The organism is Prauserella aidingensis (assembly GCF_024171865.1).
Classification (GTDB): domain Bacteria; phylum Actinomycetota; class Actinomycetes; order Mycobacteriales; family Pseudonocardiaceae; genus Prauserella; species Prauserella aidingensis.
Genome location: NZ_JAMTCN010000004.1, coordinates 156535 through 171279, shown reverse-complemented (window position 1 = coordinate 171279; position 14745 = coordinate 156535). Strand labels below are relative to the sequence as shown.

13 protein-coding genes are annotated in these 14745 nt (G+C 71.5%); 10 read left to right on the top strand and 3 right to left on the bottom strand.

Annotated elements, in window-relative coordinates:
- Positions 1–119 precede the first annotated feature (119 nt).
- The 3 genes from LY13_RS06730 to LY13_RS06720 are packed head-to-tail and all read left to right on the top strand — an operon-like array spanning position 120 to position 2848.
- On the top strand, positions 120–1289 hold the full coding sequence (locus LY13_RS06730; protein ID WP_253827409.1) for an acyl-CoA dehydrogenase family protein: 1170 nt from the start codon (positions 120–122) through the stop codon (positions 1287–1289).
- Complete coding sequence (locus LY13_RS06725; RefSeq protein WP_253827408.1) at positions 1290–2039, top strand: SDR family NAD(P)-dependent oxidoreductase; 750 nt, start codon at positions 1290–1292, stop codon at positions 2037–2039. It abuts the gene before it with no gap.
- A gap of 5 nt (positions 2040–2044) precedes the next feature.
- Positions 2045–2848, top strand: coding sequence for an amidohydrolase family protein (locus LY13_RS06720; RefSeq protein ID WP_253827407.1), 804 nt, complete (start codon positions 2045–2047; stop codon positions 2846–2848).
- Positions 2849–2900: 52 nt separating this feature from the next.
- On the opposite strand, the gene LY13_RS06715 is transcribed toward LY13_RS06720, so the two are convergent.
- Entirely contained in the window at positions 2901–3641 is a 741-nt protein-coding gene (locus LY13_RS06715; protein ID WP_221219341.1) for a FadR/GntR family transcriptional regulator, read from the bottom strand.
- Complete coding sequence (locus LY13_RS06710; RefSeq protein ID WP_253827406.1) at positions 3641–4948, bottom strand: CaiB/BaiF CoA transferase family protein; 1308 nt, start codon at positions 4946–4948, stop codon at positions 3641–3643. The genes LY13_RS06715 and LY13_RS06710 overlap by 1 nt, the downstream gene beginning before the upstream one ends.
- Positions 4949–5229: 281 nt before the next feature.
- Between LY13_RS06710 and LY13_RS06705 the strand changes: the two genes are divergently transcribed.
- Complete coding sequence (locus LY13_RS06705) at positions 5230–6639, top strand: MFS transporter (RefSeq protein WP_253827405.1); 1410 nt, start codon at positions 5230–5232, stop codon at positions 6637–6639.
- Between the two features lie 157 nt (positions 6640–6796).
- Complete coding sequence (locus LY13_RS06700; RefSeq protein ID WP_253827404.1) at positions 6797–7552, top strand: SDR family NAD(P)-dependent oxidoreductase; 756 nt, start codon at positions 6797–6799, stop codon at positions 7550–7552.
- An 11-nt stretch (positions 7553–7563) separates the two neighbouring features.
- Here LY13_RS06700 and LY13_RS06695 read toward each other — a convergent pair whose 3' ends face one another.
- Complete coding sequence (locus LY13_RS06695) at positions 7564–8502, bottom strand: LysR family transcriptional regulator (RefSeq protein ID WP_253827403.1); 939 nt, start codon at positions 8500–8502, stop codon at positions 7564–7566.
- A gap of 94 nt (positions 8503–8596) precedes the next feature.
- Between LY13_RS06695 and LY13_RS06690 the strand changes: the two genes are divergently transcribed.
- The 5 genes from LY13_RS06690 (at position 8597) to LY13_RS06670 (ending at position 14672) form a co-directional block, all read left to right on the top strand.
- Complete coding sequence (locus LY13_RS06690) at positions 8597–10033, top strand: CitMHS family transporter (RefSeq protein WP_253827402.1); 1437 nt, start codon at positions 8597–8599, stop codon at positions 10031–10033.
- The gene (locus LY13_RS06685) at positions 10021–11370 is read left to right on the top strand and encodes an acyclic terpene utilization AtuA family protein (RefSeq protein WP_253827401.1); all 1350 of its coding nucleotides are present in this window, start codon (positions 10021–10023) and stop codon (positions 11368–11370) included. Before LY13_RS06690 ends, LY13_RS06685 begins: the two co-directional genes overlap by 13 nt.
- Positions 11367–11735 (top strand): AtuA-related protein, encoded by a 369-nt coding sequence (locus LY13_RS06680; protein WP_253827400.1) that lies wholly within the window; start codon positions 11367–11369, stop codon positions 11733–11735. The genes LY13_RS06685 and LY13_RS06680 overlap by 4 nt, the downstream gene beginning before the upstream one ends.
- A gap of 195 nt (positions 11736–11930) precedes the next feature.
- Complete coding sequence (locus LY13_RS06675; protein WP_253827399.1) at positions 11931–13454, top strand: GntP family permease; 1524 nt, start codon at positions 11931–11933, stop codon at positions 13452–13454.
- Positions 13455–13496: 42 nt separating this feature from the next.
- Complete coding sequence (locus LY13_RS06670; protein ID WP_253827398.1) at positions 13497–14672, top strand: CaiB/BaiF CoA transferase family protein; 1176 nt, start codon at positions 13497–13499, stop codon at positions 14670–14672.
- Positions 14673–14745: the final 73 nt, after the last annotated feature.

Here is a 14745-nt window from a genome sequence, read left to right as displayed (position 1 = left end):
CGGCCACGGCGCGTGCTCCTCGGTGCCGGAGCCTGCGGCGGAGCGGGTCGCGGACCGGCAGGCGGCAGTGACGCCGGCACCGCCCACAACACATGCGCACGAGCGAAAGGCGAAAGAGAGTGGCTTCCGAGCAGTTGTTCGATCTGTCCGACGGGCACCGTGCGATCCAGAAGGTGGCCCGGGACGTGGCCGCGGCGGTCGAGCCGTTCGCCGCCGAGGCCGACGAGAGTCCTGGCATACACGAGCCGACCGCCGCCGTACTCCGGGAGTCGGGTCTGGCCCGGCAGGTCGTTCCCGCCGCGTACGGCGGGGAGTCCGAGACCCTCGACCCGCTGGCGCTCGCCGTCGTCCGCGAAGCGCTCATGTACAGCTCGGCGCACCTGGACTCGCTGTTCGGAATGCAGGGCGTGGGCAGCTACTCGCTGTCGATGGGGGGTTCGGAGGAACTGAAGGCCGCATGGCTGCCGAAGGTGGCGGCACTGGAGGCGATCGCCGGGCTGGCCCTGACCGAACCCGACGTCGGCTCGGACCTGCGTGCGATCACGACGACGATCGAACGCCGCGGCGGCGACCTCGTGGTGCGCGGGCGGAAATCGTTCATCACCAACGGCGGCGCCGCGGCGTTCTACTGCGTCCTCGGCAAGGAGGACGACGGCTATTCGATGGTGCTCGTGCCTGCGTCGTCGGCGGGGCTGACGGCCGAGCGGGGAGCCGACATCATCGCCCCGCACATCCTCGGCGAGCTCACCTTCGACGACGTGGTCGTGCCCGAAGCGAACCGGCTCGGCGCGCCGGGTAAGGCGTTCTCACTGATGCTGCAGACGCTCGCCGTGTTCCGGGTGACCGTGGCCGGCTCGGGCGTCGGACTCGGGCAGGCTGCGGTGGACGAAGCGACCACGCACGCGACGACGCGTACCCAGTTCGGCAGGCCGCTGCTCGAGCTGGGCGCGGTCGGGCAGAACCTCGCCTCGTCGTGGGCCGACGTCGAGAGCGCGCGGGCCATGACCTACCGCGCCGCGTCGCTCGCCCGGACCGATCCGCTGTCGCATCTGGACCACTCGTCGATCGCGAAGGTCGTCGCCACCGAGGCGGCGGGCCGTGCGGCCGACCGGGCGGTGCAGAGCATGGGCAGGTTCGGCCTGGTGCGCGGATCGAAGATCGAACGCCTGTACCGCAACGCGCGTCCGCTGCGCGTGTACGAGGGTGCGACCGAGGTGCTGCTCGACTCGCTGGCCCGCAGACTCGGCAAGGAGGCCGCGAAGAAGCAGGCCGGGAAGCAGGTGTCCTGAATGGACTTGGGACTGGATGGCACCGTCGTGCTGGTCACCGGTGCCAGCCGCGGACTCGGCGCGGGGATGGCCACGACACTCGCTGCGGAAGGGGCCACGGTCGTCGCCGCGGCACGCAGCAAGGACGTCCTCACCGAGGTCGCCGCACGGGGCGAGGGCCGGATCACGGCGGAAGCCGTGGACATGCGTGACGAGGCCGCGGTGACGGCTCTCGTCGATACCGTGGTCGCCCGGCACGGCCGGATCGACGCCCTCGTCAACAACGCGGGCATCGCGCCCGCCGGCGCGTTCGTCGACCAGGACCCGGGCGTGTGGAAGGAGACGATGGCGGTCAACGTGATCGCGCCGATGTTGCTGGCCCAGGCGGCGGGCAGGCACATGCTCGCCCAGGGGAGCGGCCGGATCGTCAACGTCGCCTCGACGACCGGTGTGCGCGGCAAACCGCACCTGGTCGGCTATTCGACGTCGAAGGGCGCCGTCGTGCGGATGACCGAGTCCCTGGCCGCCGAGTGGGCGGGCAAGGGTGTGCAGGTGAACTGCATCGCCCCGGGAGCGTTCGCGACCGACGCGCAGAGCGCCGTGCTCGAATCGCCCGATCTGCTCGCCCGGCGGGTCAAGAGGATCCCCGCGGGCCGCATGGCCGAGGTGGAGGAACTGATGCCGCTGGTCTGCCTGCTCGTGTCCGCCCGCTCGCCGTTCACCACGGGCTCGGTCTTCGTGGTCGACGGCGGCGAATCCGGAAAGTTGTGACAGCCATGATCATCGATGCGCACACGCACGTCTGGCCCGACAAGATCGCCGCGGCCGCGCTCGCGGGCAATCGGCTGCCCGGGCTGACGGCCCGGGGTGACGGCACGGTCGGTGGCCTGACGTCCGCCATGGCCGGCAGCGGCGTCGACATGAGCTGCTGTCTGGGCATCGCGGCCGAGGCGCGCCATGTCGACTCGGTGAACCGGTTCGTCGCCGGCGCGGCCGGCGACCGGCACTACCCCGTCGGCACGGTGCACGTGGATCTGCCGGTCGAGGAGAACCTGGCGAGCCTGCACCGGCACGGCCTCCGTGCGGTGAAGATCCATCCGCTGTTCCAGAACTACGGGCTCGACGATCCGCGGCTGTGGTCGATCCTGGAGGCGTTCGGTTCGGACATCGCCGTGATCGCCCACGTCGGTGCGGGCAGCGCCGATACCCACACGAACAGTCTCTCCAGTCCGCGGATGATCGCCGACATCGCGGCACAGTTCCCCGAACTGCGGCTGATGGCCTGCCACTTCGGCGGCTACAAGATCCTCGACGACGCCGAGGAGATGCTTTCCGGGGCCGACGTGGTGCTGGAGACGTCGTGGCCGCCCGGGCTGAACACGCTGCGCCCGGAACGGGTGCGCAGGCTGATCCGCAATCACGGCGCCGAGCGGATCGTGTTCGGCTCCGACTGGCCGATGGCCGACCCCGGCGACGAGATCGCCGCCATCGACGCCCTCGGCCTCACCGACGACGAGACGAAAGCCGTGCTCGGCGGCACCCTCGCCCGGGTGCTCGACATCGACTCACCCTGGCGGTGAGGGCCGCCGGCGGGCTGCGAGCCGGACGGGTCGTGGTCGGGCACGGACCGGTTCAGGTCAGGTGGGTCCAGGTGATCGGTGCGGCGAGGATGTCGGGGAACTTGCGCTCGGCGTACTTGACGTACTCCTCGATGTGGTGCGCCATCGCCGTCGACGACGCCTGCGGGTCCCGCGTCGCGATCGCCTCGTAGATCCGAAGGTGCGCCTTGTGCACGGCGGTGCGCCGCACCTTCGGGTAGTCGATACCGATCGCCGAGCCGTCGAGAATGCCCAGCAGGGCGTCGACGAGGTAGCCGAACATCGCGTTGCCGCTGCCGTGGGCGATGATGTCGTGGAACCGCTTGTTCTCCGCCAGGAAGACGTGCTGGTCGTCGAGCTGGTCGTACATCGTGTCGACGCTGAGTTTCAGTTGGCCCAGCGACTCGTCGTCGATCCGCTCGGCCGCCAGTTGCGCCATCATCGGCTCCAGGCCGGTGCGGGCCTCCGCGATCGTGCGGAACGGCGCGTTCTCGAACTGCAGCAACAGCGTGAGCGCCGTCGCCAGGCTGGAGGCGTCCGGCTGTTCCACCACGGGGCCGCCGCCGGGGCCCGGCCGCAGCGAGATCACCCCCTGGAGCTCGAGGAACCGCAACGACTCCCGGAGCGTTCCGCGGCCCACGGCGTACTCGTCGAGCATGACCCGTTCCGGCGGCAGGCGTTCGCCGACCGTGTTGCCGCGTTCGTGGATGTCGGCGACGATCCGCTGGGCCACGAGCATGGCCGTCTTGCGCGGCCGGAGCGGTGGTTGTGTCATCACGCCGCTCCGGTGGCCCTGCTTCCGGTGCCGACGTCCGTGCCCGCCACGGACGCGGTGGCGGGGTCCGCTGGGCCGTTCTCGCCGTCGACGGCGCCGATCACCCCGTCGGCCGCCAACGCGGTCAGCTCGCCCGCCGGGATGCCCAGCTCACCGGCCAGCACCTGCCCCGTGTGTTCGCCGACCTCGGGAACGCCCCGGTACACGGGCCGTTCCATGTCGCGCACGTGCAGCACCGGCCCCGGCATCAGGGCGGGGCCGAGCGCGCTGCCCGCCAGGTCGACCAGGGTGCGCTCCAGGAAGTGCGGGTCGGCGGCGATGTCGCTCGCGTCGTTGACGGCGGCGGACACGACCTCGTGGTCGTCGAGGGTCGCCAGTGCCTCGTCGCGGGGCCGGGCGCCGATCCACTCGCGCACGATCGCCTGCAGCGCGTCGTTGTTGGCCATGCGTGCGGTGTTGGTGGCGTAGCGCTCGTCGGTCTTCAGCTCCGGCATGCCCATGGCGTCGAACAGGCGCATCGCGATGGCCTGGTTCGACGCGGCGATCGACAGCCAGCCGCCGTCGCCGGCCTGATAGATGCCCCGCGGTGAGGCGGCCCCGGAGGCGTTGCCGTGCCGCTGCATGATCGCGCCGGAGGAGGTGTAGTTCAGCACGGCGTCGCCGAGGATGAACATCAGCGGCTCGTACAGTGCGACGTCGACCTCCGAGCCGTGGCCGGACAGCTCGCGCCGGTACAGCGCCATGGCCGTACCGAAGGCCGCCGAGATGCCGGCGATCGAGTCGGCGAATCCGAACGGGGGAGCGGTCGGCGGCGTCTCGGGCCAGCCGTTGAGGAACGCGTAGCCGCTGGCGGTCTCGGCGACGGTGCCGAAGCCGGGGCGCTCCCGGTAGGGCCCGGTCTGGCCGAACCCGCTGACCCGGGTCATCACCAGGCGGGGATTGCGCGCGGCGAGGTCGTCGTAGCCCATACCCCAGCTCTCGAGCCGTCCGGGACGGAAGTTCTCGATGAGCACGTCGGCCTCGTCGATCAGCCGCGTCACGACCGCACGGCCACGGGGCGTGCGCAGGTCGACCCCCACGGAGCGCTTCCCGGAGTTGAGCCGGGCGAAGCCGATCGCGGTGCCGTTGTGGGCGGGTTGCCACTGCCGGGCGAAATCGCCTGCGGACGGGTCTTCGACCTTGACGACGTCGGCACCGAAGTCGCGGAGCATGCGGCCGGTGGTCGGCGCTGCGTACATCGAGCCGAGTTCGATCACCCGTACACCGGCCAGTGGCCGCGCGTCGGAGGGGACGGTATCCGTGGCCATGTCGTCTCCTCTATGCGAATGGTGATGATAGATTAGCACAACGATACCCGGTCGGCAGGTGATTCTGTCCAGGGTTCCCGGTCAGGTTCACCTGTAAGCCACGTCTTCACCGGACCGTCCACGTTAACCCTCGGGATGATGAGCATCATTATGGGGTTGTGGTCCACCCCACTCTTCTTGCACGCGCGTGCCGGAACCGGTTTACTCGATCGGCTGACCTTGCCGGAACGCACCGTGTCGCGGGCGCCTCCGGCCATCGAGTGGAACGGAGGACGTCGGTCGTGGCACGAACGTCCGCGCCCTGGTCCGTGGTCGCCGTGCTCGCCGCGTCCGGTATCGCCGTCTCGCTGATGCAGACGCTGGCCGTGCCGCTCCTGCCCGCGTTTCCACGGCTGCTCGACACGACACCGTCCAACGCCGCGTGGCTGATCACGATCACCCTGCTGACCGGCGCCGTCTGCGCGCCCGTGCTCGGCAGGCTCGGTGACATGTACGGCAAGCGGCGCATGCTGCTCGTGGCACTGACGTCGATGACCGCGGGCAGCGCACTCGGCGCCGTGAGCAGTGAGTTCCTCCTCGCGCTGGCGGCGCGCGGGTTGCAGGGCGTCGCGATCGGTGTCATCCCGCTCGGCATCAGCATCATGCGCGACGAACTGCCGCCCGAACGGGTCGGCACGGGTATCGCCGTCATGAGCTCCACTCTGGGCGCGGGCGGCGCCATCGGGTTGCCGCTGACCGGGTTCGTCGCCGAGTACGCCGACTGGCACTGGCTGTTCGCCGGCGCGGCCGTGTTCGGGGCGGTGCAGCTGGTGCTGGTGACGGCGCTCGTGCCGGAGTCGCCGGTGCGCAGCGGCGGGCGGTTCGACCTCGGCGGCGCGGTGGGCCTGTCGGCAGGGCTGCTGTGCCTGTTGCTTCCCGTCTCCCGGGGCAGCACGTGGGGCTGGGACAGCCCCGAGGTGGTGCTGTTGCTGGCGGCGGCTCTGGTGATCTTCGTCGGCTGGGGCTGGTACGAACTGCGCCTGCCCACCGGCCCGCTCGTCGACCTGAGGGTGTCGGCCCGGCCCGCCGTGCTGCTGACGAACATCGCCTCCGTGCTCATCGGCGTGGCGATGTTCGCCTCGTTCATGGTCAGTGCGCAGATGCTGCAGGCACCCGCCGCCACCGGCTACGGCTTCGACCTGTCGCTGGTGGCCAGCGGGCTGGCGTTGCTGCCGGTCGGCGGTGCCATGGTGGCGTTCTCGCCGTTGTCCGCGGTCGTGTCCCGCCGGTGGGGACCGAAGGTGACGGTCGTGCTCGGCACGTCGCTGCTCGCGGTGGGCAACCTGGCGCGCGTCGCGGTCCACGACGGGCTCGCCGCCGTGATCGTGGTCGTCACCGTCCCGGCGATCGGTGCCGCTCTGGCCTACGGCGCCGTGCCCGCGCTGATCATGCGTGCCGTGCCCCAGTCGGAGACCGCCGCCGCCAACAGTCTCAACGCGCTGTGCCGGTCGATCGGGACGTCCAGCTGCAGCGCCATCGTCGCCACGGTGACGGCGGGCATCGTCGTCCGGGTCGGTGACGCCACCTATCCCGGCATCACCGCCTACACCGTGATCTTCGCCATCGCCGGAGGGGCCGCCGCGCTCGCCGGCGCGATCGCACTGGTCACTCCCGCGCCGCGCACGGCGGAGACCGTCACGTCGGCGGCCTGACGCGGCCTGCCCGCCGCGTCTCCCGCGTCCGGTGGCATCTCGCCGCACTGGCGCGCCGCGGCGCGGGCGGGCATGGTGAACGGTGGCGTGATCGGCATCGCGCCTGCGGCGGGTGACAACCGATGAGCCGGTGCGCGCACCGGGAACGGGAGGACCGATGGCGACCTACGACGTGGCGGACCGGTCGGCGATCGTGACCGGCGCAGGCAGCGGAATCGGACGTGCGGTGGCGCGGTTGCTGGCGGCGAACGGAGCTGCGGTCGTCGTGGCCGATCTCGACGACGACGCTGCGCAGGCCGTGGCCGGCGAGATCTCCGACGCAGGCGGCAGGGCGGCCGTCGTGGTCGGCGACGCCTCCATAGCCGAGGTCCACGTCGACGCGGTGGGGGAGGCGGAGACGCTCGCGCCGCTACGGATCGCGGTCAACAACGCGGGCATCGGCGGAGCGGCCGCCGAACTGGCCGACTATCCCCTGGACTCGTGGAACGCGGTGCTCGGCCTGAACCTCGGCGGCGTCCTCCACGGACTGCAGGCACAGATTCCCGCGATGCTGGCGCACGGCGGGGGCAGCATCGTGAACATGTCGTCGATGCTCGGCTCGGTCGGATTCCCCGGCAACTCGGCGTACGTGACGGCCAAACACGCCCTGCAGGGCCTGACGAAGAACGCCGCGCTCGAGTACGGCGCACGGGGGATTCGCGTCAACGCCGTTGGCCCCGGGTTCGTCAACACTCCTGCCGTGGCGAACGCGCTCGACGAGGAAACGCAGCGCGACCTGGCCGGACGGCACGCGCTCGGGCGCATGGCCGAACCGGAGGAGGTGGCGCAGGTCGTGGCGTTCCTGGCCAGTGACGCGGCCGGGTTCGTCACCGGCAGCTACCACCTCGTCGACGGCGGCTACACGGCGAGCTGACGCGGCGCGGCTCAGTCGTCGGTCGTCCACCGTGCTCCGGCGGGCAGTTCGAGTTCGCGTGCCGAGGCGCCGAGCAGCGTGTCCATCAGGGCGCGGGTGGGCCGGGACAACGGGCGGGCGGGGTCGTGGACGAGCCGGATGTCGCGCTTCACCACGGGTCCGGTCGCCGCCGCGTGCTCCAGGCCGGCGAACCCCATCATGGGCACGATGAGTGCCGGGGCCATCGACACCCCCAAGCCGGCCGCCGTGAGACCCGCGACGGCGCCGATGTTGCGGGCCTCGGTGATCGGCCCCAGTTCGACGCCGACGTCGGCGAGGGTGCGGTCGACGTAGGTGCGGATGCTGGTGTCCCGGTCGAAGGCGACGAACGGCTCGCCCGCCAGGTCGCGCCAGGCGACCCGTTGCCGGCCGTCGAACCGGTGGCCCGGCGGGAAGACGCACACGAACCGGTCCACGGCGATACGCGGGGCACTGAGGCCGGCGGGCACGGCGGGCGCCACGGTGATCGCCATGTCGGCCGTGCCGTCGACCACGTGTGCCAGCACCTCGTCCGCAAGGCCGTCGCGGACCGAGACGGTCACGTCCGGCCGGTCGCGCCGGAAGTCGGCCAGCGCCGTCGGGAGCATGCTGCCTGCGAGCGAGGGCAGCGCGGCGATCGTGACCGCACCGCGCGTGCCCGCCAGGTACCCCTCGAAGTGGTTGAGCGCCGCGTCGACATGGGCCAGCAACCCGCGCGCGATCGTCAGGAACTCTGCGCCGTCCGGCGTCGGCACGACGCTGCGCGTGGTGCGCTCGAACAGTGATACGCCCACTCGCCGCTCGATGTCCAGTACCGACCTGCTCAAAGAGGACTGTGCAATGTGGAGCTGGCGCGCTGCGGCGGTGTAGCCGCCCGCGTCCGCCACGGCGACGATCGCACGCAGCTGGCGGATCGACATGTCTATGCTCATGGTGCATCAATCTATGCGGAATCAATGCTGGACGACAGGAGGTGGCGGCACCAGACTCTCGGCAGATCCGAAACCGTGGAGAGGTCCTGGGACAATGTTGTCTTGGCTGGGCTTTGCAACCGTCGGTGTCATCCTGGCGTTGCTGCTGACCAACCGGGTGGCCGCCGTCGTGGCGCTGGCCGGTGTGCCGATCGTGGCCGCCTTCGTCGCGGGGTTCGGCCCCGCCGAGGTCGGCGAGTTCGCGGGTGCCGGCATCGCCGACGTCGCGGGCACCGCGGCGATGTTCGTGTTCGCCATCGCCTTCTTCGGCGTGCTGCGCGACGCGGGCATGTTCGACCCGATCATCGCTCGCATCGTCGGGTTCGCGGGCAACGCGCCCGCCACCGTCTGCCTGGCGACGACCGCGCTCGCCTGCGCCGTGCACCTGGACGGGGCAGGGGCGACGACGTTCCTCATCACCATCCCCGCGATGCTGCCGGTGTTCGACGGACTCGGCATGCGGCGGCTTTTGCTCGCCACCTGCGTCGGCCTGGGTGCGGGCGTGATGAACCTGCTGCCGTGGGGCGGGCCCGCGGTCCGTGCGGCGAGCACGACGGGCGTGCCGGTCAACGACCTCTGGGTGCCGTTGATCCCGGCCCAGATCGCCGGTGTCGTCACGGTGCTGGTGATCGCGTGGTGGCTCGGCAGGCGGGAGGGCAAGCGGCTCGCCACGGCCGAGTCCGTCGCCGTCGCGGCCGGCGGCGAGCTGGAACCCGCCGGTGCGACCCCGGCGGCGGGTTCCGCCGTCACTGCGGCCGGCACCACGGACTCGACGGACCCCACGGCCGGGGGCCGGGCCGGGAGCGGCGCGGCGGCCTCGTCGGGATCCTCCGGTGACGACACCGACGCCGGAGCGCTGCGCAGGCCGAAACTGTTCTGGTTCAACATCGCCCTCACGATCGCCGTGATCGGCGGGCTCGTCGCCGGTGTCACGGCCGCCGAGGCGGTGTTCCTGGCCGGACTCGTGATCGCGCTGATCGTGAACTACCCGGGACTCAAGGCGCAGACCGACCGCATCGAGGCCCACGCCAAGGGCGCCATGCTCATGGTCACGACGCTGCTGGCCGCGGGCGTGTTCCTCGGCATTCTCGAGGCGAGCGGCATGATCGAGGCGATGGCGACCACGGCCGCGGACGCCATCCCGGCGGGAGCCGCACCAGCACTGCCGTTGATCGTCGGTGTGCTCGGCGTGCCGCTGAGCCTGTTGTTCGGTCCCGACGCCTTCTACTTCGGTGTGCTGCCGGTGCTGACGGGCGTCGGCGAACAGTTCGGCATCACCGCAACCGAGCTCGCACAGGCCGCGTTGCTGGGCCAGGAGACTCTCGGGTTCCCGATCAGTCCGCTCACCGGCTCGTTCTACCTGTTGGTGGGCCTCGCCGGCGTCGAGATCGGCAAGCACATCCGCGCGCTGATCGGCTGGGCGTGGCTGGCCAGCCTCGTGATGCTGGCCGTCGCGCTGGCGACCGGTGCGATCCCGGTGTGGGCGTCGTGAGGGCGCCGGGGACGCTGCGGCTCGGCGCGGGTGCGGGATTCGCCGGGGACCGGATCGACCCCGCCGTCGAACTCGCGCGCCGCGCCCGGCCCGACTACCTCGTGTTCGAATGCCTCGGCGAGCGCACCGTCGCGGCCGGGCACGCCCGCAGGATCGCCGACCCGGCCGCCGGGTTCGACCCGTTGCTGGCGGCCCGGCTGCGGGCGGTGCTGCCGCACTGTCACCCGGCGGGGACGACGGTGGTGACCAACTCGGGTGCGGCCAATCCGGAAGCCGCGGGTGAGTGCGCGCTGCGCGAAGCCGGTGCCCTGGGCCTGGACGCGCGGATCGCGGTCGTGACCGGTGACGACGTCCTCGAGCTGGTGCGCACGATCGACCCCGTGGTGTGGGAGACCGGCACACCGCTGTCGGAGGTCGGTGACGAGCTGCTCTCCGCGAACGCCTACCTCGGTGCCGAACCGGTCGCCGAGGCCGTCGCCTCCGGTGCGGACGTCGTGGTGACCGGCCGGGTCGCCGATCCGGCGCTGTACCTCGGCCCGCTCGTCCACGAGTTCGGGTGGGCACCCGGCGACCACGACCTGCTCGGCAAGGGGACGCTCGTGGGTCATCTGCTCGAGTGCGCGGGCCAGCTCACCGGCGGCTACTTCGCCGATCCGCTCACCAAACCGGTACCCGATCCCGCCCGGCTCGGGTTCCCGTTCGCCGACGTCGGGCCCGACGGCGCCGCCGTGTTCGGCAAGCCGGACGGCTCCGGCGGCAGGCTGGACCGCCGGACCTGCGGCGAGCAGCTGCTGTACGAAGTGGACGACCCCGCCGCCTACGTGACCCCGGACGTGGTCGCCGACTTCAGCGACGTCACGTTCACCGACGCCGGCACGGATCGGGTCGCCGCGCGCGGGGCGACGGGACGGCCGCGCCCGGACGGGCTGAAGGTGACGCTCGGTTTCCGGGGAGGGTGGCTGGGCGAGGGGCAGTTGTCCTACGCGGGGCCTCGCTGCCTCGACCGTGCCCGGATGGCGGCCGACATCGCGTGCGAACGGCTCGTCGGGGTGCACGGACTGCCGGAGGAGGCCGTCGAGGTCGAGTACATCGGTGCGGGCGCCGCGTTCCGCGGGCTGGCCGCCGCGGAGGATCCCGCGGAGGTGCGGGTGCGGGTGTCGGCACGCGTGCCGACCGCGGAGGCGGCCGAGGCCGTCGGCTGGGAGGTGGAATCCCTGTACACCAACGGTCCCGCAGGCGGCGGCGGAGCACGCAGGAGCACCACGGAGATCGTGGCGGTGCGTTCGTGCGTGGTACCGCGTGAGCACGTACGTCCACGGGTGACGGTGGTCGGATGAACGAGGGAACCGGAACGCCGGCCGACCCGGCGGGGGCCGGCGCGGCGGGGGACGGTGCGAGCATGACGGTCGACGAACTGGCCGACGTGCGGGCGGGCGACAAGGGCGACACGCTCATGCTCGCGGTGCTGCCCCGCGACGACGTCGCGTTCACCGTGCTCGAACGACTCCTCACCGCCGACGTGGTGGCAGCGCACTTCGCACCGCTCGTCACCGGCGAGGTGGGCAGGAGCGTCGTGCGCGGGCTGCCGGCGTTGGTCTTCCGCCTGCCGGGCGTGCTCGGCGGCGGCGTGACCGGCTCGGCGGTCCTCGACGGGCACGGCAAGACCCTGAGCTACCACCTCCTGACGCTCGACCTCGGCTGACGACCACGACCGCCGACCACGACCGCCGGCCGGCGGGCCACGCTGCTATAAGACGCGCTTATACGGGCCTCGGCGATCACCGGCTACCGGGACTCGCGTGGCCGTGTTTGGATCACGTCCCGACGCTCGGACGGCCGGTGCCGGGTTCCGAGGCGCCGAGTCGCGAGTGCTGAGCCGAGAAAGAACGGGAACACAATGGTCGTGTTGCACGCGACGGTGGCGATCGCCGCCGTCATCGCACTGATCCTGGTCGTCAAGGTCGAGCCGGTCATCGCGCTCGTCGTCGGGTCGCTCTACCTCGGGCTGGCGTCGGGCCTCGGCTTCGAGAAGACGATCACCACCGTGGCCACGGGCTTCGGCGACATCATGGCCGAGGTCGGGCTGCTCATCGGATTCGGCGTGCTGCTGGGCGGGCTGCTGCACGCGATGGGTGCGCTGCAGAAGGTCGTGGAGAAACTGCTGCGGGCGCTGGGACCGCGGCGGCTGCCGTACGCGCTCGCCGTGGCCCTCAGCTCGGTGTTCCCCTCCATCTACGTCGACGTCCAGCTCGTGCTCGCCGCTCCGCTGGCCCGGTCCGCGGCACCCCACCTCGGCCGCAACGGTCTCGCGATGATGGCCGGATCGCTGACCGCGGGCATCCTCGTCGGGTACGTGTTCGTCGTACCCGGGCTCGGCACGATCTCCATCGCCGGCCTGCTGGACGTGCCGCTCGGCACGATGCTGCTCTACGGCTTCGCGCTCGGCCCGGTGACGGCGCTGCTGACCGTGTTCGTCTACGGCCGCATGCTGGCCAGGGGCTTCTGGAACGCCGAGAAGGACGAGGTCGGGTCCAGTCAGGACGGCCCGGCGCGGGCCGAGGACGAGGACGTGAGCGGCGACGCCCCCGGTGCCGCCCCGAGCTCCGGCACTGCCCCGAACTCGGGTGACGGGACGGGTGACGCGGTTCATACGGGTGACGCGGCGCAGACGGGCGGCGCAGTGCAGACAGGTGACGCGGTGCAGACAGGTGACGCAGTGCAGACGGGTGGCGCGACCACCACCGCGGCGGCGCGGGAACGCGCGCTGCCTCCGCTGACCGTGTCGCTGCTGCCGATCGTCGTGCCGCTGCTGCTCATCGCGACCGGTGCGATCACCAAGGCGGCCGGGGTGGAGTCCGATGTGCTCGCCTTCCTCGGCGACCCCGTCTTCGCGCTGTTCGCCGGCCTCGTCGGGGCCTACGTGCTGGCGCGCAGGACGCTCGGTGCCGACGCCCTCGGAGAGACGATGACGTCCGGCTTCAACTCCACCGGACAGATCCTGCTCGTGACCGGTGTGGGCGGGTCGCTCGGCGCCGTCATCGGGGAGACCGACCTGGACGACGTGCTGTCCGGCATGTTCTCCGCAGGCGCCGGGATTCCCGCGCTGGTGACGGTGCTCCTGGCGTGGCTCGTCGCCGCCGTGCTGCACCTGGCCATCGGCTCCATCGCGGTGGCCGGGATCGCCGCGGCCGGCATCCTGGCGCCGATCATGGGCAGCCTCGGCATCCCCGCGGAGGTGCTGGCGTTGGCGATCGGCTCGGGTGCACTGTTCGCGTTGCAGCTCAACAGCAACTTCTTCTGGATGTTCCAGACTCTGCTCGGGGTCACGACCCGCGGTGCGCTGAAGGCGTTGACGTTCGTGACGTCGCTGGCGTCGGTGCTGTCGCTGGTGCTGGTGATGATCCTGAGCGTGGTCGTCTGAGGTGCCGCCGGGATCCGGTGGCCGACAGTGAAAGGGACAGGTATGCAACCGCTCCGAGGCGTGACCGTCGTGTCGCTCGAACAGGCCATCGCCGCTCCGTACGCGAGCAGGCAGCTGGCCGACCTGGGTGCCCGGGTGATCAAAGTGGAACGTCCCGGAGTCGGGGATTTCGCCCGTGCCTACGATTCGCGTGTGCGGGGACTGAGCTCCCACTTCGTGTGGGTGAACCGGAACAAGGAGTCACTCACCCTCGACATCAAGGACGAGCGGGGCATGGCGGCGTTGCGCACGCTCCTCGACGGGGCGGACGTGTTCATCCAGAACCTGGCACCCGGCGCGGCGGAGCGGGCCGGACTCGGGGCGGAGGCGCTGCGGGAGCGCGACCCGCGGCTCATCGTCTGCGACGTCTCCGGGTACGGCTCGCCGGGACCGTACGAGACGAGCAAGGCCTACGACCTGTTGGTGCAGAGTGAGGCGGGCCTCGTGTCGGTCACCGGTACGCCCGACGAAGCGGCGAAGGTGGGCATCTCGGTGTCCGACATCGCCGCCGGTATGTACGCCTACAGCTCCGTGCTGGCTGCGCTGCTGGAACGCGGGCGTACGGGCGTCGGCACGCACATCGACGTCTCGATGCTGGAATCCACTGTGGAGTGGATGGGATTTCCGCTGTACTACGCCTACGACGGTGCCGAGCCACCACCGCGGGCCGGTGCGGCGCACGCGACGATCTACCCGTACGGCCCGTTCACCGCGGGCGACGGCAAGGTCGTCATGATGGCCGTCCAGAACGAGCGCGAGTGGCGGTCGTTCTGTGCACGGTTCCTCGCGCGTCCGGAGCTGGCCGATCATCCGGACTACGCCACCAACGCCGACCGCAACGCCCACCGTGACGCGCTGGGTGCGATCGTCTCCGGCCGGTTCGCCGAGCTGCCGAGCGACGCCGCGATGGCGTTGTTGGACGAGATCCCGGTCGCCAACGCGCGGGTCAACACCGTGGGCGAGGTGTGGCAGCACCCGCAGTTGGAGGCGCGCGGCCGGTGGCACGAGGTGGCGACGCCCGCGGGGCCGGTGCCTGCGACCGCGCCGCCGGGCCTCACCGACCCCGCGCCGAGGATGGACCCGGTGCCCGCGCTCGGCGAGCACACGCGGCCGATCCTGGGCGAACTCGGGATGGCGGCCGACGAGATCGACGGGCTGGTCGCCGACGGTGTGGCGTGACGACTCGCCCGCGACGACGGGACCACGGGCGGGCACGGTGACGGGACCGGGGAAGTCCCGGCCCGCGACGGCG

Coding starts and splice junctions, on each gene's coding strand:
- LY13_RS06715 (WP_221219341.1), bottom strand. CDS start 3,641: ATGACACAACCACCGCTCCGGCCGCGCAAGACGGCCATGCTCGTGGCC.
- LY13_RS06695 (WP_253827403.1), bottom strand. CDS start 8,502: ATGAGCATAGACATGTCGATCCGCCAGCTGCGTGCGATCGTCGCCGTG.
- LY13_RS06670 (WP_253827398.1), top strand. CDS start 13,497: ATGCAACCGCTCCGAGGCGTGACCGTCGTGTCGCTCGAACAGGCCATC.
- LY13_RS06680 (WP_253827400.1), top strand. CDS start 11,367: ATGAACGAGGGAACCGGAACGCCGGCCGACCCGGCGGGGGCCGGCGCG.
- LY13_RS06690 (WP_253827402.1), top strand. CDS start 8,597: ATGTTGTCTTGGCTGGGCTTTGCAACCGTCGGTGTCATCCTGGCGTTG.
- LY13_RS06675 (WP_253827399.1), top strand. CDS start 11,931: ATGGTCGTGTTGCACGCGACGGTGGCGATCGCCGCCGTCATCGCACTG.
- LY13_RS06725 (WP_253827408.1), top strand. CDS start 1,290: ATGGACTTGGGACTGGATGGCACCGTCGTGCTGGTCACCGGTGCCAGC.
- LY13_RS06700 (WP_253827404.1), top strand. CDS start 6,797: ATGGCGACCTACGACGTGGCGGACCGGTCGGCGATCGTGACCGGCGCA.
- LY13_RS06720 (WP_253827407.1), top strand. CDS start 2,045: ATGATCATCGATGCGCACACGCACGTCTGGCCCGACAAGATCGCCGCG.
- LY13_RS06710 (WP_253827406.1), bottom strand. CDS start 4,948: ATGGCCACGGATACCGTCCCCTCCGACGCGCGGCCACTGGCCGGTGTA.